Annotated in this window: 19 protein-coding genes, 2 pseudogenes and 1 riboswitch; of the genes and pseudogenes, 17 read left to right on the forward strand and 4 right to left on the reverse strand. The window is 36.1% G+C overall.

Going from position 1 to position 21,403, the window contains the following annotated elements; translation table 11 throughout:
* Positions 1–84 precede the first annotated feature (84 nt).
* Both GKR88_10375 and GKR88_10380 read right to left on the reverse strand, forming a co-directional pair.
* On the reverse strand, positions 85–996 hold the full coding sequence (locus GKR88_10375) for an NAD kinase (GenBank protein QMU64655.1): 912 nt from the start codon (positions 994–996) through the stop codon (positions 85–87).
* Positions 986–1,645, reverse strand: coding sequence for an acetoin utilization protein acuB (locus tag GKR88_10380; protein QMU64656.1), 660 nt, complete (start codon positions 1,643–1,645; stop codon positions 986–988). Before GKR88_10380 ends, GKR88_10375 begins: the two co-directional genes overlap by 11 nt.
* Before the next feature lie 61 nt (positions 1,646–1,706).
* Here GKR88_10380 and GKR88_10385 point away from each other — a divergent pair, with 61 nt between their 5' ends.
* Entirely contained in the window at positions 1,707–2,423 is a 717-nt protein-coding gene (locus GKR88_10385) for a pyridoxine 5'-phosphate synthase (GenBank protein ID QMU64657.1), read from the forward strand.
* A gap of 7 nt (positions 2,424–2,430) precedes the next feature.
* Here the strand turns inward: GKR88_10385 and GKR88_10390 are convergent, their stop codons facing one another.
* Positions 2,431–3,681, reverse strand: a complete 1,251-nt coding sequence (locus GKR88_10390) for a methionine adenosyltransferase (protein ID QMU64658.1) — start codon at positions 3,679–3,681, stop codon at positions 2,431–2,433.
* Positions 3,682–4,104: 423 nt separating this feature from the next.
* Positions 4,105–4,221, forward strand: a riboswitch (SAM riboswitch).
* Between the two features lie 144 nt (positions 4,222–4,365).
* Here GKR88_10390 and GKR88_10395 point away from each other — a divergent pair.
* The 9 genes and pseudogenes from GKR88_10395 (at position 4,366) to GKR88_10435 (ending at position 13,907) form a co-directional block, all read left to right on the forward strand.
* Positions 4,366–5,658 carry a bifunctional O-acetylhomoserine aminocarboxypropyltransferase/cysteine synthase gene (locus GKR88_10395; protein QMU64659.1) on the forward strand — a complete coding sequence of 431 codons (1,293 nt, stop codon included), beginning with the start codon at positions 4,366–4,368 and terminating at the stop codon, positions 5,656–5,658.
* Positions 5,659–5,662: 4 nt separating this feature from the next.
* On the forward strand, positions 5,663–6,631 hold the full coding sequence (locus GKR88_10400) for an alpha/beta fold hydrolase (GenBank protein ID QMU64660.1): 969 nt from the start codon (positions 5,663–5,665) through the stop codon (positions 6,629–6,631).
* Positions 6,632–6,652: 21 nt separating this feature from the next.
* Positions 6,653–7,651 (forward strand): 5-methyltetrahydrofolate--homocysteine methyltransferase, encoded by a 999-nt coding sequence (locus GKR88_10405; GenBank protein QMU64661.1) that lies wholly within the window; start codon positions 6,653–6,655, stop codon positions 7,649–7,651.
* A 49-nt stretch (positions 7,652–7,700) separates the two neighbouring features.
* A complete protein-coding gene (locus GKR88_10410) occupies positions 7,701–7,988 on the forward strand; it encodes a four helix bundle protein (GenBank protein QMU64662.1) in 288 nt (95 codons plus the stop codon).
* Positions 7,988–10,750 (forward strand): methionine synthase, encoded by a 2,763-nt coding sequence (gene metH, locus GKR88_10415; protein QMU66691.1) that lies wholly within the window; start codon positions 7,988–7,990, stop codon positions 10,748–10,750. Before GKR88_10410 ends, metH begins: the two co-directional genes overlap by 1 nt.
* Before the next feature lie 39 nt (positions 10,751–10,789).
* Positions 10,790–11,161 (forward strand): annotated as a pseudogene (locus GKR88_10420) (methylenetetrahydrofolate reductase [NAD(P)H]).
* Positions 11,162–11,449: 288 nt separating this feature from the next.
* Positions 11,450–12,445: a transposase gene (locus GKR88_10425; protein QMU64663.1), complete on the forward strand. Its 996-nt coding sequence runs from the start codon at positions 11,450–11,452 to the stop codon at positions 12,443–12,445.
* Positions 12,446–13,078: a hypothetical protein gene (locus GKR88_10430; protein ID QMU64664.1), complete on the forward strand. Its 633-nt coding sequence runs from the start codon at positions 12,446–12,448 to the stop codon at positions 13,076–13,078.
* 217 nt (positions 13,079–13,295) lie between these two features.
* Entirely contained in the window at positions 13,296–13,907 is a 612-nt protein-coding gene (locus GKR88_10435; protein ID QMU64665.1) for a GNAT family N-acetyltransferase, read from the forward strand.
* A gap of 51 nt (positions 13,908–13,958) precedes the next feature.
* On the opposite strand, the gene tnpA is transcribed toward GKR88_10435, so the two are convergent.
* Positions 13,959–14,381, reverse strand: coding sequence for an IS200/IS605 family transposase (gene tnpA, locus GKR88_10440; GenBank protein ID QMU66692.1), 423 nt, complete (start codon positions 14,379–14,381; stop codon positions 13,959–13,961).
* Positions 14,382–14,471: 90 nt separating this feature from the next.
* Here tnpA and GKR88_10445 point away from each other — a divergent pair, with 90 nt between their 5' ends.
* From GKR88_10445 to GKR88_10475, 7 genes and pseudogenes are all read left to right on the forward strand, one after another.
* Complete coding sequence (locus tag GKR88_10445; GenBank protein QMU64666.1) at positions 14,472–15,653, forward strand: argininosuccinate synthase; 1,182 nt, start codon at positions 14,472–14,474, stop codon at positions 15,651–15,653.
* Positions 15,650–16,627 carry an N-acetyl-gamma-glutamyl-phosphate reductase gene (locus tag GKR88_10450; GenBank protein QMU64667.1) on the forward strand — a complete coding sequence of 326 codons (978 nt, stop codon included), beginning with the start codon at positions 15,650–15,652 and terminating at the stop codon, positions 16,625–16,627. The genes GKR88_10445 and GKR88_10450 overlap by 4 nt, the downstream gene beginning before the upstream one ends.
* A gap of 72 nt (positions 16,628–16,699) precedes the next feature.
* A complete protein-coding gene (gene proC / locus GKR88_10455) occupies positions 16,700–17,500 on the forward strand; it encodes a pyrroline-5-carboxylate reductase (protein QMU64668.1) in 801 nt (266 codons plus the stop codon).
* Positions 17,497–18,624 carry an aminotransferase class III-fold pyridoxal phosphate-dependent enzyme gene (locus GKR88_10460; GenBank protein ID QMU64669.1) on the forward strand — a complete coding sequence of 376 codons (1,128 nt, stop codon included), beginning with the start codon at positions 17,497–17,499 and terminating at the stop codon, positions 18,622–18,624. The genes proC and GKR88_10460 overlap by 4 nt, the downstream gene beginning before the upstream one ends.
* Positions 18,621–19,556 (forward strand): acetylornithine carbamoyltransferase, encoded by a 936-nt coding sequence (locus GKR88_10465; protein QMU64670.1) that lies wholly within the window; start codon positions 18,621–18,623, stop codon positions 19,554–19,556. The genes GKR88_10460 and GKR88_10465 overlap by 4 nt, the downstream gene beginning before the upstream one ends.
* Entirely contained in the window at positions 19,549–20,334 is a 786-nt protein-coding gene (gene argB / locus GKR88_10470) for an acetylglutamate kinase (GenBank protein QMU64671.1), read from the forward strand. The genes GKR88_10465 and argB overlap by 8 nt, the downstream gene beginning before the upstream one ends.
* Positions 20,331–21,400, forward strand: a pseudogene (locus GKR88_10475) (M20/M25/M40 family metallo-hydrolase). Before argB ends, GKR88_10475 begins: the two are co-directional and overlap by 4 nt.
* The last annotated feature ends 3 nt before the right edge of the window (positions 21,401–21,403 follow it).

Consider the following 21,403-nt stretch of genomic DNA (forward strand, 5'->3'; position numbering starts at 1 on the left):
ATAGTTATTTCAACTTGCTTTACTAAGTTATTGAAGCCCCTTTTTTGAATAACTAATAATTCTATTAATTATTGCAAAGAAAGCTCACTGATTAGATTGATTCCTGGTATCTTCTCCCCATAATAATTTAGACCGCAGTGTTTTTAAAAACGATTGATTTTCCGGAATGATTGTTTTAATGGTAAAGGGTGCTTTTTTTAGAAAAAGTCTGGTTTTTTTAGATAAGGCAGTAACTCTTGAGTCCAGTGAAATTAAATATTCTTTTTCTCTGGTATTGATTTCCATTTCTATTTCGGTGTCATCCGGTATTACCATGGGTCTGGCATTTAAATTGTGCGGAGCTATTGGAGTGATAACTAAATTTTTGGAATTGGGAGAGATGACAGGCCCTTGACAACTTAAAGAATATCCTGTTGACCCTGTGGGAGTTGCAATAATCAGGCCATCGGCCCAGTAGTTTGTCAAATACTCATTATTTAAAAATGTTTTTACACCAATCATAGAGGTCGTATTTTTCCTGGCAATGGCAATTTCATTTAAAGCAAAGTTAAGATCTGATATATTTTTATTTTCGGGTTGAGTTAATACGCTCAATAAAGCTCTTTCTTGAACAGCATATTTTTTTCTAACTAATAAGTCAATCGCATTTTCTATCTCATCTTTTTTCACAGTAGCCAGAAAACCAAGCCTTCCGGTATTAATTCCTAATATGGGAATATCCAAATCTCTTATATATGTGGCAGCTCTAAGAATAGTACCGTCTCCTCCAATACTCAATAACAAGTCAAAAGAGTTATTTAAATCTGAAAACCCGGAAAAAAAAGGATATTTTTTCTCGATAATCTGACGTTTTTTTAAAAGGTGATATAGATTTTTTTCTAAAAAAAATACGATACTGTGTTTTTCTAAGGAAGTGATCAAAAGCTTAATTTCCTTTATCGCATTTACAGTGTATGATTGCCCATAGACAGCTATTTTTTTCATACTACATATCAAGGTATTTCTGAAGATAATCTGATCTGGTTTTTAAATCTCTCAAATAAGAATCATCTTTGTGTTTGGAAATAATATGGTAGTTATATCTCCTAAAAGTTTGGATAATCGTATTGATGTTCTCGGTAATTACTTTTATGGTTACTTCAAAAGCATCCGCTTTTTCAGACGAAATATAGATACCTAATACTTTGGCATTATTACTCTCCACAATTTGAGATGTCTCACATATTGAAAAATCTTTTTTCAATTTTTCTACCGTTATCAAAATTCCTTGTTGATATAAAAACGGACTGGCACTAAAAACATCTAAAACATCATTTAATTCGTAGTAGCCTAAATACTCCCTGGCATGATTTAAAACAGGGACGATGTTTGTGTTATTGTCAGAAAAAATTGTTATTAGTTCTAACAGGTTTGTGTCTTCGTTAGCATAAAAAAACAGGAGCATTTCTTTATAGTGATGAATGCTATTTTCTCTATTTTCTATAGCCCTGATATCACTTTCTGAAAAACATCCAAAAAATATGCTATTTTCAATTATCGGGATATGAGTAATCGGAATTTCATTACAAATACTTTGAGCACTTGCAATGGTATCAGCTAATGAGAGCTCTTTTATTTCTTTTAATATGTAGGCACTCATATTCATACACTACGAATATAGGCCAAAATGATGAAATACACTATTTTTGTTATTTAAATAAATTCCAATGACAAAGTTAAGTGTTAATATTAATAAAATTGCTAAATTAAGAAATTCCAGAGGCGGGAATATTCCAAATCTATTAACTGCTGCTGCTGCTATTCAAGAGTTTGGAGCAGACGGGATTACGATACATCCAAGGCCGGATGAGCGTCATATTCGTTATCAGGATGCTTATGACTTAAAACCAATAGTAAGTACCGAATATAACATAGAAGGAAATCCTATTACCGATTTTATGAATTTGGTTTTAGCGATTAAACCTACACAGGTCACCCTGGTTCCGGACGGAGTTGATGTACTGACCTCTAATGCCGGTTGGGATACAATTAACCATCGAACTTTTTTACGGGAAGTGATTTCGGAGCTTAAAAGTAACGGAATTCGAACGTCTGTTTTTATAGATCCCGATATTAAATTAATAGAAGGTGCTGCAAAAACAGGAACGGACAGGATAGAACTATATACTGAGCAATTTGCCGTTGAATTTAAAAAAGGAAATAAAGAAGCCATAAAACCCTATAAAAAAGCAGCACTATTTGCGCATGACTTAGGTTTGGGAATCAATGCAGGTCATGATTTAAACTTAGAGAATATTGGATTTTTTAAGCAGCATATTCCTAATCTTGCCGAAGTATCTATCGGACACGCTCTTATTTCGGAAAGCTTGTATCTGGGGTTGCAGAATGTGGTGAATATGTATTTACACAGGTTGAAAAGTTGAGAAGTTATTAGTAAAAAGAAGCTTTTATATTGTCAACATAATCCAGCTTTTCCCATGTAAATAGTTCCACTTCCAGAGTTTTACTCTCACCATTAGGTTGTTGAAATGTTTTGGAAATACTCTTATTAGTTCTTCCCATATGACCATATGCGGCTGTTTCGCTATAGATCGGGGCTCTTAATTTTAATCTTTGCTCAATTGCAGCGGGTGTCATATCAAAAATCCCGGAAATTTTAGCAGCAATTTCACCATCGTTTAAAGGTACTTTGGCAGTTCCATAGGTATCTACAAAGATTCCCATAGGTTCTGCTACACCGATAGCATAAGAAACCTGTACAAGCATTTCGTCAGCAATACCGGCAGCAACCATATTTTTTGCAATATGTCTGGTTGCATACGCAGCGCTTCTGTCTACTTTACTTGGATCTTTTCCTGAAAAAGCACCGCCGCCGTGCGCTCCTTTTCCGCCGTAGGTATCTACAATAATTTTACGTCCTGTTAAGCCGGTATCTCCGTGAGGGCCGCCAATTACAAACTTTCCGGTTGGGTTGATATGATACTTGATATCATCTGTAAACAACGCTTGAATTTTAGGAGTCAACTGTGCTTTTACTCTGGGAATTAAAATTTCCTTGATATCTTTTCTGATAGTCGCTAGCATGAGGTCATCATCACCAAAATCATCATGCTGTGTAGAAATCACAATGGCTTCAATTTTTTGAGGAATATTCGTATCGGAATACTCAATAGTTACCTGGCTTTTGGCATCGGGTCTTAGGTATTTGATTTCATTGTGCTCTCTCCGTAATTTTGCCAATTCTTTTAATATCAAATGCGACAAATCCAATGCCAAAGGCATATAATTCGCTGTTTCATGGGTGGCATATCCGAACATCATTCCCTGATCTCCAGCACCCTGCTCTTCTTTAACACCTTTGTCTACTCCGCGATTGATATCATTCGATTGCTCATGAATCGCCGAAAAAACGCCACAGGAATTTCCGTCGAACATATACTCACTTTTAGTATACCCGATGTTATTGATAACATCTCTGGCAATTTTCTGAACATCTAAGTATGTTTTTGATTTTACTTCACCTGCCAGAACAACCTGCCCTGTAGTGACCAGCGTTTCACATGCTACCTTAGCTTCGGTGTCAAAGGCTAAAAAATGATCAATTAATGCATCGGAAATTTGATCTGCAACTTTATCCGGATGACCTTCCGAAACACTCTCTGACGTAAACAAATAAGACATAATACTACTACTATTTTAATTCTGTTAAAAAGAAGAAAACTCAGATTGCCCGGTAGCTAAAAGAAGTAATAACTTACTGTTTTAGCATTTTTAATATGTTGAATTCACTCAGTATCTCATTAACAAATAAAGCCCAACACAAGAGGTTGCAATCAGTCAAATATATCCTCTATGGAAATTGCAAATTTACATTTAAAATCTAAATGTAAATACAATTTCATCATTTATTTTTGAGTTATTGGTATTATATTAGTCTAGATTTAGCATTTGATTTAATAAAACACTTTCAAATTTCGAATAATGAAATTTTAGACCCTTAAAAAAATGATATCGTTAAAAATAACAAAAAAATGTCAGAAATATTTGGTTATTAAAATTTTCTGACTGAATATTTGTATTCATAAAGTTCAATGACTTATTGAAATGTTATCAAGAAAGGTGGAGGGATTAGACCCTGAGAAACCTTAGCAACCCTCTAGTAATAGAGAAGGTGCTAAATTCTACCCTATTGTTCTGCATTCCTTATATTAAATGTAAGATATGCCGGAACATAAGCGGATAGATAACCCGATAAAATCCTATTTTTTCGGAATCTTATTTTTCTTTTTAACATTTTTCTTAGTAAGTACGCATTCATTGCGAATTTGACTTTTGGTTTAATTTATTAACTCAAAAACTAGAAAAATGAGTACACAAAAATTTTCAACGAACGCCTTACATGCGGGGCACGATGTAAAAAAAACCGAAGGAACCAGGGCAGTTCCTATTTATCAAACGACATCGTATGTTTTTAATGATGCGGATCATGCGGCAGATTTATTTTCATTAAAAGAATTAGGATTTATCTACACGAGGCTTAACAACCCTACCAATGACATTTTGCAACAGCGCCTGGCTGCACTGGAAGGAGGCATAGGAGCCGTTGTGTTTGCATCAGGTACAGCGGCAATTTCTACAGGGCTGTTGACTCTGCTAAAAGCCGGGGATCATATTGTAGCTTCAGGCAGTTTGTATGGTGGTACCTATAACCTGTTAAATGTTACCCTACCCAGATTGGGTATTACAACTACATTTGTAGATGCATCTAATCCGGACAATTTTGCAGCAGCTCTGCAAGAAAATACAAGAGCATTTTTTGTAGAATCTTTAGGAAACCCAAAACTAGACGTACCGGACTTAGAAGCAATTGCCGAACAAGCAAAGTCAGCAAAAGTCCCCTTTATTGTAGACAATACGGTGGCAACACCCGCCTTATTAAATCCGATTGAACATGGAGCCAATATTGTCATTCATTCTTTAACAAAATACATTGGAGGCCAGGGGAATTCCTTGGGTGGAGTTATTATCGATGCAGGAACTTTTGATTGGTCTAACGGAAAATTTCCGGAATTTACGGAACCGTCTGCAGGGTATCACGGTTTGATATATCATGAAGCCTTAGAAGCATCATCCTATATATTTAAATTGATTTTGGAAGGATTAAGAGATTTTGGAGGTGCGCTGAGTCCGACAAACGCTTTCCAGATCATACAAGGACTGGAAACCCTGGAAGTGAGAATTCAAAAACACTCGGAAAATGCTCTGGAACTGGCAAAATGGTTAGAGCAACAAGACGAGGTGACTTGGGTAAATTACCCGGGATTAGAATCCAGTAAATATAAATCGTTGGCAGATAAATATTTACCTAAGGGGCAAAGCGGAATTATAACTTTTGGGGCAAAAGGAGGTTTTGAAGCAGCAAAAACCATTGCAAATAAAACAAAAGTGTTCTCTTTATTAGCCAATATCGGAGACACAAAATCATTAATCATTCACCCTTCCAGTACCACACATCAGCAGTTAGATGCCGAAGAAAAAGTATCGGCAGGTGTAACGGAAGACCTGATTCGGTTATCGGTAGGTTTAGAGGATATTGACGATTTAAAAGCAGATTTGAAAGCGGCATTTTCACAAATTCCAAAAGAAGTTTTATTCTAAGATTTTGTCAAAAAATCTCTTATATACCGATATCACAAAATTCACTACCCGAAGTGGTTTTCAGCTTTCAAACATTCGATTGAGCTACCAATTGTTTGGACAAAAACTGGGAACCGCTCCTGTGGTTCTGGTGAACCATGCTTTAACGGGAAATAGCAATGTTACAGGCAATAACGGCTGGTGGAAAGATGTCATTGGCAAAGAAAAAGCGATAGATACAAATACGTATACAATTCTTGCATTCAACATTCCGGGAAACGGATTTGATGGTTTACTGATTGATAACTACAAAGATTTTGTAACAAAAGATATTGCTCGCTTATTTTTAATGGCACTAAATCAATTGAAAATTCAGCATTTGTTCGCCATTATCGGAGGGTCGTTAGGAGGAGGTATTGCATGGGAAATGGCAGCTTTGAAAAGCGATATTGCACAACACATTATTCCTATTGCATCTGATTGGAAATCAACAGATTGGATTATTGCGAATTGTTTGATTCAGGAACAGTTTTTAGTAAATTCAAACACACCTGTACACGATGCAAGAATGCATGCCATGATGTTATACAGAACCCCTGAATCATACAAAGTCAGGTTTCAAAGATCTTTAAATGAAGGCTTAAAAATTTTCAATGTAGAAAGTTGGTTGCTACATCATGGAAAGAAGTTACAGGAACGATTTCAATTAGGTGCTTATAAAATGATGAACCAGTTGCTAAAAACCATTGCAGTTACAAATTCGGAAAATTGGGCAGAGAAATTAAATAAAATGGAATCGCAAATACATATGATAGCAGTAGATTCCGATTTGTTTTTTGCTGCAAAAGAGAACAGGGAAACCTATGAAGAATTATCAAAAACAACTTCAAAAGTTTCGTATCATGAAGTACAGTCGATTTACGGACACGATGCTTTCTTGATTGAATACGATCAGTTAGAAAAAATAATAAAACCTATTTTTAACCCAAAATAGGGCTAGTAGATACATACGGTAATGAGTAACATTTATCAGGAAATAAAAAAACGAATTTTGGTATTGGACGGAGCAATGGGAACCATGCTACAACAATATGATTTTTCGGAAGAGAATTTTAGAGGAGAACGGTTTAAAGATTTTCATTTGCCTTTACAGGGAAATAATGATCTGCTTTCTATTACGCAACCCACAGCAATTAAAGAGATACATCGTAAATATTTGGAAGCAGGTGCGGATATTGTAGAAACCAATACTTTTTCCTCAACTACCATAGGCATGGCAGACTATGCGTTGGAAAATATAGTGTACGAACTCAATTATCAATCTGCACAACTTGCTAAAGAAGCAGCCGAAGAATTTTCAAAAAAAACACCGGAGCAACCAAGATTTGTAGCGGGTTCTATCGGACCTACGAACAAAACGGCAAGTTTGTCGCCGAATGTAAATAGACCGGAATTTAGAGCAGTTACATTTGATGAATTGCGAATTGCCTATAAGCAACAGGTAGAAGCCTTGATAGACGGCGGAGTTGATATCTTACTGATAGAAACTATTTTTGATACACTCAATGCAAAAGCGGCATTATTTGCGATTGAAGAAGTGAAGGGTGAACGAAATATTGAGATCCCCGTGATGGTATCAGGAACCATTACGGATGCTTCGGGCAGAACGTTGTCCGGGCAAACCGTAGAAGCATTTTTGATTTCCATATCCCACATCCCTTTACTGAGTGTCGGATTTAACTGTGCGCTGGGAGCAGAGCAATTGCAGCCCTATTTGCAGCGGTTATCCGGACAAACTAATTTTTATACCTCGGCACATCCTAATGCGGGCTTGCCAAACGCTTTTGGAGAATATGACCAGACACCTGAAGAAATGAGTAGCTTCATAGAACATTATTTGAAAGAAGGACTGGTAAATATTATAGGAGGATGTTGTGGAACAAATCCGGAACACATAAAAACGATTGCAGCAGTTGCCGGAAAATATGAACCTAGGGGTTTGGTTATTGGTTGATAGTTGATAGTTATTAGTTGATGGTAGGTTAAAAATAAAGATTAAGTGTATGGATTATAAAGAATTAGATGTTTGGAAATATTCAAGGGAGTTGGTTAAATTGGTTTACTTGCTAACGAAGTCGCTTCCTAAAGAAGAATTGTATGGGCTAACAAATCAAATAAGAAGAAATGCTGTTTCTGTTCCTTCAAATATTGCAGAAGCCATTGGCTATCAACCCAATAAAGAAATCGCTCATTTTCTTTGTATAGCAAGAGGGTCTTTACATGAAATTCTTGAAAAACGAATTTCATGTAAAAAGTTACCAAACGGATTTATTAATTATTACAAAAAATGATGATTGATAAAAACTCTAACACCCAACATCCGCCAGTCGAAAATCAAAAGCACTTGCAATTATCAGGTCTGGAACCTTTGATTATTACTCCAGAAAGTAATTTTATCAATGTAGGAGAGCGTACCAATGTAACAGGCTCACGTAAATTTCTTCGGTTGATAAAAGAAGAAAAATACGACGAGGCATTAGCAATAGCTCGCCACCAAGTAGAAGGAGGCGCACAGATTTTAGATGTCAATATGGATGAAGGAATGTTAGACGGAGTACATGCCATGACTACTTTCTTAAATTTAGTTGCTTCCGAACCAGATATTGCCCGAATTCCGATTATGATTGACAGCTCTAAATGGGAAGTTATTGAAGCAGGATTACAAGTGGTACAAGGAAAATGTGTGGTAAACTCTATTAGCCTGAAAGAAGGAGAAAGCGAATTTATAAGGCAGGCAAGGCTACTAAAAAGATATGGGGCGGCAGTTATTGTAATGGCTTTTGATGAAACAGGGCAAGCCGATAATTACCAGAGACGAATAGAAATCTGCAAACGGGCATATGGCATTTTAGTAGAGAAAGTTCATTTTGCTCCGGAGGATATTATTTTTGATCCTAATATATTTCCTGTTGCCACAGGAATGGAAGAACATCAGAAAAATGCTTTGGATTTTTTTAATGCTACCAAATGGATTCGGCAAAACTTACCCTATGCCAGCGTTTCGGGCGGTGTAAGTAACGTGTCTTTTTCATTCAGAGGAAATAACGTAGTCAGGGAGGCGATGCACTCGGCATTTTTGTACCATGCCATTCAACACGGGATGAATATGGGAATTGTAAATCCGGCTATGTTGGAAGTTTACGATACTATTCCCAAAGAATTATTGGATCGGGTTGAAGATGTTTTATTAGATCGAAGAGATGATGCAACGGAACGATTATTAGATTTTGCCGAAACAGTAAAGGGGAATAAAAAAGAAGTTGAAAGTAAAGATTTGGAATGGAGAAATGATCCTTTGCAAGAAAGAATCACACATAGTTTGGTAAAAGGTATCGATGCATATATCACTACAGATGTTGAAGAAGCAAGACAAATCTCCGATAAACCCATAGCGGTCATTGAAAGTTACCTGATGACCGGAATGAATGTAGTGGGAGATCTCTTTGGAAACGGTAAAATGTTTTTGCCGCAGGTTGTAAAATCCGCACGGGTTATGAAAAAAGCAGTAGCATATTTACAGCCCTATATAGAAGTTGAAAAAGATGAAAAAGCCAAAAGTGCCGGTAAGATATTAATGGCTACTGTAAAAGGAGATGTACACGATATTGGAAAAAATATTGTGAGTGTTGTTCTAGGTTGTAATAATTACGAAATTATCGATTTAGGGGTGATGGTTCCGCCGGAAAAAATTATTGAAACCGCTAAAGCAGAACATGTGGATGTCATTGGTCTAAGCGGATTGATTACTCCATCGCTGGACGAAATGGTATACCTATCCAAAGAAATGGAAAGAAATCATTTTTCTGTCCCGCTGTTAATTGGAGGTGCAACGACCTCTAAAGCACATACGGCCGTAAAAATAGCACCTAACTATTCTAATGCTGTGGTACATGTAAATGATGCATCCAGAGCAGTAACCGTAGTTGGAAATTTACTACAGCAAGATCATGTTACATATAAAAACCGGATTCGGGAAGAATACAAGGTATTTCGCGAAAAATTTCTGAACCGAGCGCAGCAAAAAGAATATATCTCTTTGAAAGAAGCACGTAAACGCAAATTTCGAATCAATTGGGAAACCGCTGAAATTAAGATACCAAATCAACTGGGGATACAAGAAATTCAGGATTTTAATATTGCCCTGTTAATACCTTTTATAGATTGGACTCCTTTTTTTCGCTCCTGGAGCATTCATGGAAAATATCCGGAAATCTTAAAAGACGCTACTGTTGGAAAAGAAGCTACGGCATTGTTTAAAGATGCACAAGAGCTTTTGAAAAAAGTCATAGATAAAAAATTAGTAAAAGCAAAAGCCGTATTTGGGTTGTTTCCTGCAAATACGATTAATGACGATGATATTTTGGTTACTTCAACCGGTTTGGAAAACCGAGAGATGTCAAATGCTCATCACTCGCGGCGCAGGGTCAAATCAAGCAGAAAAGAAGTTACTTTCCTGACCCTTCGCCAGCAGTTGAAAAAACGGGAAGGGGTTCCGTCATACGCTTTGGCAGATTTTATTGCACCAAAAGCAACAGGTATCCGGGATTATATAGGGGCATTTTGCGTTTCCGCAGGCTTTGGAGTCCAGGAATTGGCAGCGCAATTTGAAGCAACTCATGACGATTACAATGCCATTATGATCAAAGCCTTGGCCGATCGTCTGGCAGAAGCTTTTGCAGAATACTTGCACAAAGAAGTAAGAACAAAACACTGGGGCTATGCTGCTAAGGAGGATGTATCTAACGAAGAGTTGATCAAAGAAAATTATCGAGGTACCCGGCCGGCTCCCGGATATCCTGCATGCCCGGATCATCTGGAAAAAAATACCATTTGGCAATTGCTGGACGTAGAGAAAAGAATTGGAGTACAGCTGACCGAAAGTCTGGCCATGTGGCCGGCTGCAAGTGTTTCCGGGTATTATTTTGGAAATAAAGAAGCTAAGTACTTTGGTTTAGGGAAAATTACCCGGGATCAGTTAAAGAACTATGCACAAAGAAGAAATATAGCTGTTGATGAAGCCGCCAAATGGTTAAACCCAAGTATTGTTGAATGATATGATAGTGTTTAAAAAATAGCAACTAACTAATATCCAATGAAAGTAACAGAACACATAAAAGAAGCAAGAGGCAGAACATTGTTTTCATTTGAAGTTTTACCTCCTTTAAAAGGCCAACACATTCAATCTACATTTGACAATATAGATTCGTTAATGGAGTTTAACCCTCCTTTTATAGATGTTACGTATCACAGAGAAGAGTATATATATAAAGAATTGGAAAATGGTTTACTAAAGAAACAGATTGTCAAGAAACGGCCGGGCACTGTTGGAATTTGCGCTGCCATTCAAAATAAATACGGGGTAGATGCAATTCCTCATATTCTATGCGGAGGCTTCACCAAAGAAGATACGGAAAATTTTTTAATTGATTTGGATTTCCTAAACATAGATAATGTAATGGCTTTGCCTTTAGATTAGCAAATAGAAATAATTACTTAAAATAAAAACATAATAGTTATGATGAAATTTCTTTTTTTGCTTCTTTTTTTCTTTGTTAATAACTCTTATTTTGTTGATAACCAAAAACACAAAAGAACGGAGTGAACTTTAGCGGCCAGCTAGCTTTTTAGAGCCATCCCCCGTATTAGTCTCCGTTCTTTTTAAAAGTTACTTAGAACCATATAGAATTTCAGTTTCTGCCCTTATTAAAGGTCTTAGTTTAAGTAACTATTATTAATATCTAATTACAAAATTATGAAAACAAATGAAATTATCGGAATCGATGTCAGTAAATTATTAATTGATGTTTGTATCTATTCTAAACAAATTGTTCAACAGTTTGAGAACAGTAAATCTGGATTTAAATTAATGCTAAAGTGGAGTTTTAAAAATTCGTCTTTCTCTAAAGAAGAAACCATGTTTGTATTTGAACATACAGGAATGTACTCTCATTTATTATCTGTGTCTTTAACTGAACAAAAATTATCTTTTTTCATAGCTTCTGGTTTAGAAATTAAAAGATCTATTGGTATTGCTCGTGGAAAGGATGACCAAATTGATGCCAAACGCATTGCTCTATATGGGTATCGATTAAAAGAAGAACTTAAACCCAGTAAGCTACCTAAAAGAAGTATATTACAACTAAAAAGTCTCTTATCTTTAAGGACAAAACTTAACAAACAAAGAGCTGGTTTTAAAGTTACTTTGAAAGAACAAAAAAGAATTTATAAAGCAAAAGAGTATAAAATAATCTTTGACGTTCAACAAAAAATGATTGCAGAACTAACCAAACAAATACACAAGATTAATACTCAAATGCAAGCTATTATTGACCAAAATATAATGTTAAAAGAAACCTATAAACTTGTTACTAGTGTTAAAGGTATAGGAATGCAAACTGCTATAATGATGATTGTGTTTACTGACAATTTTTCAAAATTTGAAAACTGGAGAAAGTTTGCCTCTTATTGTGGTGTTGCTCCTTTTCCTTACCAATCTGGAACTAGTATTAAAGGACGTACAAAAGTCTCTCATTTGGCTAATAAAAAATTGAAAGCAATTATTAATATGTGCGCTATTTCTGCTATACAACATAACCCAGAAATGAAATTATACTATCATAAAAGAATAAAACAAGGCAAAAGTAAAATGAGTACCGTTAACATTATTAGAAACAAATTAATAGCAAGAGTGTTTGCCGTTGTCAAACGACAAACACCCTATGTAGATACTTTTAAATTTGCTGCATAAATTAGTAAAAATAATATCTCAACTTTTACTTGTTTTTATCATAGAATACGGGGAGATGCCGTAAAAAGTGAAATTTATTTCAGGCCCGAAAAAGACGGACATCACTTTGCAGGTGAGTTAGTATCCCAGATTCAGGATATGAACAAAGGAAGCTATTTAGATGAGGATTTATTAAATACGTCAAAAACGAATTTTTGCATTGGTGTAGCAGCGTACCCCGAAAAACATGTAGAAGCACCGAGTTTGGATTCTGACATTCATTTTTTAAAAAAGAAAATTAAAAATGGAGCCGAATATATCGTTACACAGATGTTTTTTGACAATCAAAAATATTTCGATTTTGTAGCCAAATGTAGAAAGGAAGGAATTACGGCACCCATCATACCGGGATTGAAACCCATTACTACCAAAAAGCAGTTGAATTTAATTCCACATCGATTTCATGTGGATTTACCGGATGATCTCATAATGAGCATTGTAAAATGTAAAGATAATAAAGCCGTACGAGAGGTTGGAATTGAGTGGTGTATTGCTCAAAGTAAAGAACTGGTAAATAGAGGGGTGCCTATTTTACATTACTATTCAATGGGAAAATCAGCCAGCATTTATGAGGTGGCAGCTAATATATTTTAAAAAGAAAAAATAAATACATTTGTAACTTAGTGCAAGAGGGATTTCTTCCTGTTTAAAGTTTGAATTTGAATATAAAAGTAGTCATACCATCTCTTAAAAACAATGCTTCTTTGAGTACTATTATGATCGTACGTTGTATTTTTATTCGTCGTCCGTAAGGGTTGTTTCTGTTTTCAATCATCGTATTTAAATAACATTTTTAATTAAAGTCAAAATAATGGAAATCATTATTGCCGATACATCACACAGTATATATGCAGCTATTATATGTAAAACTATCGCAGATTCTGCCGATATAAGAGGTACGGGTATTGCTAAAAGAACTCCGGAATATATCATTACAAAAATGAATAACGGGAATGCTGTCATTGCACTGGACGGAGAAAAATTTGTTGGTTTTTGTTATATCGAAAAATGGGATCACGGCAAATTTATTGCCAATTCCGGGTTAGTAGTACATCCTGATTACAGGGGAAAAGGAGTTGCAAGATTAATTAAACAGAAAATTTTTGAACACTCCAAGGCAAAGTTCCCGGAAGCAAAAATTTTTGGTATCACTACCGGTTTAGCGGTCATGAAAATAAATAGTAAGTTGGGATATACACCGGTTACATTTTCCGAACTAACCAAAGATCAGTCATTTTGGAAAGGTTGTCAGACTTGTAAAAATTATGATGTACTTCAAAGAACATCTCAAAGTATGTGTTTGTGTACAGGGATGTTGTATGACCCGAAATCAAAAAGTAAGCGTAAACAAGTAAAAACAAAAGTGTTTGAAAGATTAAAAAGAATAAAGCAAAACACATTTCTAAAAAAGAATAAAAAGTAACTAAACCACTATGGACTGCAAGTCCATAGGTTTCTTAAAAGAATGAAATTCTTATTCCAAAATAATATTATCCATATCAGTATTCGAAGAATCTCGATGATGCTCAAGATATTCTTGTACCATCTCATCAGTAATGTTTCCTGTACTCCAAACGCCATAACCAATAGCCCAAAAATGTCTACCCCAATAACGTTTACTCAATTCTGGATATTCTGCTTGAAGTCGTCGAGATGTTCTTCCCTTCAAGCGTTTAACAATATCACTAATATTTTGAGACGGTCGGTATTCGATGTGAATATGTACGTGATCCTTGCTTATCACCCCTTTAAGAATTCGTACACCCTCAGAATCGCAAACTTGTTTAACCAAATCTCGGCAACGTTTCTGAATGTCACCTTTGAGAACATGATAACGATATTTTATAACCCAAACTATGTGCGCAGTAAGCCAAGATACAGTATGTCCAAGTCGCATTTGTTCTTTCACAATTCAAAGATACAAAAGTGTGTAGCAACTGAAAGTCTTGCACTGAAAGTGCATAGTTTCAACTAACGATTGAGACCAATGAAAAGAGTAGTTTTAGCATACAGCGGAGGCTTAGACACCTCTTATTGCGCGACTTATTTCTCGAAAGAGCTGGGGTATGAAGTACATGCCGTCAGTGTAAATACAGGTGGTTTTACTCAAACGGAAATCGATGAAATCAGGAAAAAAGCGTATGTAATGGGAGTACACTCCTACAAAAATATCCCGGCCATTGATACCTATTATCAAAAAGTAGTCAAACATTTGATTTACGGAAACGTTTTGAAAAATAATACCTACCCTTTATCCGTAAGTGCAGAAAGAATTGTACAAGCCATTGAAATTATTGAATATGCCAAAAACATTAAGGCAGATTGTATTGCTCATGGCAGTACCGGTGCAGGCAATGACCAGGTTAGGTTCGACTTGATTTTCCAGACATTGGCCCCGGAAATTGAAATTATGACGCCTATTAGAGATCGTAAATTGTCGAGGCAGGAAGAGGTAGCTTATTTAAAAAGCAAGGGTATTGATAGGGTATGGGAAGCATCCAAATATTCCGTAAATAAGGGGTTATGGGGAACAAGCATCGGAGGTTTCGAAACATTAACCTCTCATCAGCCGTTACCCGAAGAAGCCTTTCCGTGTCAGCTGCAAAAGAGAGGGACTGAAAAGGTAAAACTCACTTTTTATAAAGGAGAGTTAGTTGCTGTTAATAATGAAGAAAGAGCACCGCAAGAGGCCATTCGGTTACTCAATGAGTTGGCTTGTGTATATGCCATCGGAAGAGATATCCACGTGGGCGATACCATTGTAGGGATTAAAGGGAGAGTAGGTTTTGAAGCCGCTGCCGCAAAAATTATCATCAAAGCACACCATTTACTTGAGAAACACACACTCACAAAATGGCAGTTACAACATAAAGATTATTTGGCAAATTGGTATGGAACCCATTTACACGAAGGGTTGTTTTTAGATCCGATCATGAGAAATATAGAAGCTTTTTTAGAAAGTAGCCAACAACACGTTTCAGGAGATGTTCTGCTTACATTAAAACCATATCATTTTACTTTAGACGGAATTGTTTCTGAATACGATTTAATGAATGTTGATTTTGGAAAGTACGGAGAAGAAAACAGCGGTTGGACTGCCGAAGAAGCCAAAGGGTTTATCAAAATCTATGGAAATCAAAGCAAAATATATAAAAGTGTAGAAAAATGATACAAGCAGGAATTGTAGGCGGTGCAGGTTATACGGCCGGAGAATTGATGCGGATTTTAGTATTCCATGAGGAAGTGAATATTAATTTTGTGTATAGCACATCAAACGTAGGGAATCAGGCTAGTGATATTCACCGGGATCTGGTCGGAAATACCGACCTGATTTTTACAAATGACCTCAATACTGAGGTAGATGTATTATTTTTATGCTTAGGTCATGGAAACTCAAAGATATTTCTGAAAGATCACCTTTTTTTAACACATACAAAGATCATCGATTTGAGTACTGATTTTAGATTAAAAAAAGATGCTGTTTTCCAAGGAAAGGAATTCATATACGGGTTACCGGAACTACAAAAAGAAAAAATCAAACAGGTCGCTTATATTGCCAACCCGGGGTGCTTTGCAACAGCATTACAATTAGCTATCTTACCATTGGCAGCTAAAGGACTATTACAAAGCGAGGTGCATATAAACGCAGTTACCGGTGCTACAGGAGCCGGAATATCTTTGTCTAAGACTACTCATTTTACCTGGAGAGATAATAATTTTTCCTATTATAAACCATTTACGCATCAACATCTGGACGAAATATATCAATCCGTATATCAACTACAACAAAAATCCGGTGTAGCGCTTCATTTCATACCCAATAGAGGAAATTTTTCGAGAGGCATTTATGCTACTGCATATATAACATTTGAGGGGAGTTTGGAAGAAGCCGAAGCATTATACAAAACATATTATAAAGATGCTGCATTCACCTTTATTTCCGATTCGGCATTACACTTAAAACAAGTAGTCAATACCAACAAATGCCTCATTCATTTACACAAGCATCAGGATAAGTTATTAATTACGAGTTGTATTGATAATTTATTAAAAGGTGCTTCCGGACAGGCAGTACAAAACATGAATTTGATGTTTGGTTTTGAAGAAACAACAGGGTTACAACTAAAAGCAAATTATTTTTGAATTCGACTCCTTTCCATTTTATGAAGAACAGGCAGGCAAAATCGAAGTTATATACATAAAAAAATAAAGACCATGAAAATAGCCATTATAGGAGCAGGGAACTTAGGGTGTTCCATTGCAAAAGGGTTGATTACTACAAATGCGATTACGAGTTTGTATCTAACCAAACGAAATTTAGACCATATTCGAACGTTTGAAGGTTATAAAAATGTTGTCATAACTACTGATAACCGGAAAGCTGTAAAGAAATCGGATATACTCATATTTGCTGTACAACCGGCGCATTTGGAAGCTATTTTAAACGCTGTAAAACCGCTGTTGACTCAAAAACACGTTTTAATTTCCGCCATTACAGGTTTTTCGATAAGTAAAATAGAGGATATCGTTGGTCAAAACCAACATATTATCAGGGCCATGCCAAATACTGCGATTGCCGTTGGAAAATCCATGACCTGTATCTGTAGTAATGAAAAAGGAAAAAAAATGATCAAAGTTGCCGAAGCTATTTTTAACAGGTTAGGAACTTCCATTAGTATTCCGGAAGAGCAAATGCAGGCAGCAACAGTAGTCTGTGCAAGCGGAATTGCTTTTTGGATGCGATTGATAAGAGCCACAACACAGGCTGCCATTCAATTGGGTTTTGATGCCAAAGAGGCGCAAGAGTTGGCCATGCATACCAGTAACGGAGCTGCAAGCTTATTGATTGCAACCGGTAATCACCCGGAACAGGAAATAGATAAAGTAACCACGCCAAAAGGGTGTACTATAGAAGGGTTAAATGAAATGGAGCACAGAGGGTTGAGTTCCTCACTAATCCGGGGCATGGTAGCATCATTCAACAAGATTAACAGTATAAAGACAGATCAATTATGAGTTTATTTGATGTATACCCCTTATTTGATATTACTCCGGTAAAAGCAAAAGATGTTTTTATATACGATGAAAATGATGTCCGATATTTAGATTTATATGGAGGTCATGCTGTTGTTTCCATAGGACATTCACATCCGGAATATGTGAAAAATATGAGTGCCCAACTAAGTAAATTGGGTTTTTACAGCAATTCTGTTCAAAACCCGTTACAAGAAAAATTAGCTGATCAATTAGAAGTTATTTCCGGGTGTACGACATATCAGTTGTTTTTGTGTAATTCAGGAGCAGAGGCAAATGAAAATGCGCTAAAACTAGCTTCTTTTCACACCAGTAAAAAAAAGGTAATTGCTTTTAAAAATGGCTTTCACGGACGAACCTCTGCTGCCGCAGCTGTTACGGACAACGCTAAAATTATTGCACCGATAAATGCACAACAAGAAGTTGAACTGATTCCATTAGGAGATACAAAAACTCTTGAAAAGGCACTGCAAAAAAATGATGTCTGTGCCGTAATTATCGAATGTATCCAGGGCATTGGAGGACTGGATGAAAGTGATACGGAATTTTATAAAAGGGCAGCACATTTATGTCAAAAATACGAAGCCCTTTTTATTGCTGATGAAATACAATCGGGTTTTGGAAGAACAGGAGATTTTTTTGCTTTCCAAAAACATGATATAGCACCTGATATTATTTCCATGGCAAAAGGAATGGGAAACGGGTTTCCCGTAGGGGGAATTTTAATTCATCCAAAAATAAAAGCATCTTTTGGTTTGTTAGGGACTACTTTTGGAGGAAATCATTTGGCATGCACTGCTACATTATCGGTACTATCTGTCCTGGAAAAAGAGCATTTAATGCAGCATGTATATACTATTTCCGAATATTTTACAGATAAGGTAGCACAAATTACTCAGGTAAAAAAAGTAAAAGGAAGAGGGTTGATGTTGGGCCTTGAGTTTGATTTTGCGATTGCGGCATTAAGAAAATCACTGATTCGTTCACATCGTATTTTTACCGGAAATTCCAAAAATCCAAACCTTATCAGAATCCTTCCTCCTCTAACCGTTCAACAAGAACATTTTGATCGGTTTTTTGACGCACTTAAAACCGAACTGTCATGAAAAATTATACGGATATAAAGGATATAAAAAACCTTGACAAAACCATTCGGGAAGCAATTGAACTAAAAAAGAATCCTTTTCAGTATAAAGCATTAGGAGCACACAAAACACTAGTGATGTTGTTTTTTAATGCAAGCCTCAGAACCCGGTTGAGCACGGAAAAGGCAGCTAAGAACTTAGGAATGGAAGTAAGTATTCTAAATATCAAAGATACCTGGAATTTTGAATTTGAAGATGGGTCCGTCATGAATTTCAATACTTCGGAACATATCAAAGAAGCAGCGCAGGTTATTTCTCAATACGCAGATGTTATTGCTATAAGAGCTTTTTCCGAATTAAAAAATAAGGAGAAAGATACATCGGAATTTGTCATTCAAGGCTTTTTAAAATATGCTACAGTGCCCATTGTGAATATGGAGAGTGCACTATGCCACCCTTTACAAGCACTGGCAGATGTCATTACTATCAAAGAATTTAGCAAAAAAGAAAAGCCCAGGGTAGCCCTTTCCTGGGCACCACATCCAAAAGCCTTACCCCATGCGGTTGCTAATTCTTTTGTACAGATGATGCAACATTTACCGGTCGATTTTGCTATCACACATCCCAAAGGGTATGAATTGGATACTGAAATTACTAAAGAAACGCCAATCATTTATCATCAAAAAGAAGCATTAAAAAATGCCGACTTTGTCTATGTAAAAAACTGGAGTAATTATAATGAATATGGAAAAGTAACTTCGGAAGATTCCGATTGGATGATGAATTTGGAAAAATTAGGCCATGCAAAATTTATGCACTGTTTGCCTGTACGAAGAAATGTTGTTGCTACCGATGAGGTGTTGGACAGTAAAAATGCTATTGTTATTGAACAAGCCCATAACAGAACGTATGCAACTCAGATTATATTAAAAAAAATTTTAGAAAATGTCTAAGCAGGAAATCATAAAAATTATTAAAATAGGCGGAGCTATTATCAATGACTCGGAAGCTTTAAAGAGCTTTTTAATGGCATTTTCAAAAATAACCGGGCCAAAAGTATTGGTTCACGGAGGAGGAAAATCAGCAACCAAACTAGCAAATCAAATGAATATTCCGGTAACTATGGTTGATGGCAGGAGGGTTACAGATGCTGAAACACTGGAAATTATTACCATGACCTATGCCGGGAAGATCAATAAAAATATAGTAGCAATTCTCCAAAAAAATGCATGCAATGCCATGGGTTTTTCCGGAGCGGATGCAAATACGATTGTTGCCAAAAAAAGGCCGGTAAAAGAGGTTGATTTTGGTTTTGTAGGAGATGTAGTTGCCGTAAATACGGATATCATATCGATGTTATTCGACTATCATATCACCCCTGTTTTTTGCGCTATCTCTCACGATGAAAACGGACAATTGTTAAACACAAATGCAGATACCATTGCATCGGAACTGGCCATTGGATTGTCAAAAGATTTTCGTGTTGACTTGTATTACTGTTTTGAAAAAAACGGCGTATTAAGGGTGATGGAAGATGAAAATTCCATAATTTGTAATATCAATGCTGAATCCTATAAAGAATTAAAGAAAGAAAAAATTATTTCGGAAGGAATGCTACCTAAAATTGACAATTGTTTTTATGCATTGGAGCATGGAGTAAGTAAAGTTTGTATTGGAAATACCGGTATGCTTTTTAATCAAAATACAAAATACACAACGGTTACTTTATGAAAGATATAGAAAGATTAACAAGTAAAGCAATTAACCTGTTAAAAGAGTTAATAGCTATTCCGTCTTTTTCTTCCGAAGAAGATAAGACGGCACAAAAAATCGAAAACTGGTTCCGGGAAAACAACATCACATATCAAAGAACAAAACACAATGTTTGGGCTGTAAATAAATATTTTGATGATACAAAACCTACGCTCCTATTAAATTCGCATCACGATACCGTAAAACCAAACCGGGGATATACCAAAAATCCTTTCAAGGCTATTATAGAAAATAGGAGGCTATATGGTTTGGGGAGTAATGATGCGGGGGGTGTTTGGTTTCTTTACTGGCAACATTTACGTATTATTACGGAAAAAAAGATCTGAAATACAATCTGGTTATAGTGGCTTCTGCCGAAGAAGAAAGCAGTGGAGAAAACGGATTGAATAGCATACTATCCGTAATACCGGATATTGATGTGGCAATTATAGGCGAACCGACATTAATGCACCTGGCTATAGCAGAAAAAGGACTGGTTGTTTTTGATGCAAAAGTAAGAGGAACAGCAAGTCATGCCGCACATATCAATAATAATAATGCAATCTATAATACGATTCCCATATTGCAATGGTTCCAGGATTTTACATTTGAAAAAACATCAAAAATATTAGGAGATGTAAAAATGACCGTTACTCAAATAAATGGCGGGCAGCAGCATAATGCAATTCCTTCGGAGGTAGATTTGGTAATTGATGTTCGGGTGAATGACAAGTATACAAATCGCGAAATATATGATATTTTAGTAGAAAAATCTCCTTGTGATTATATAAAACCAAGAAGTTTACATCTCAATTCGTCTTTTATTTCAACAGATCACAATTTGGTAAAAGCAGGATTGGCTCTAGGGAGAAAAACCTACGGTTCACCTACCTTGTCAGATCAATCCGTACTTTCTTGCCCGTCTTTAAAACTGGGCCCCGGAGACAGTACAAGAAGCCACACTGCAGATGAATTTATTTATATGGAAGAGGTGAAAGAAGGCATACGGATATATATTGAATTATTGAGCCACGTAATCGTTTAAAAG

The organism is Flavobacteriaceae bacterium (assembly GCA_014075215.1).
Classification (GTDB): Bacteria; Bacteroidota; Bacteroidia; order Flavobacteriales; family Flavobacteriaceae; genus Polaribacter.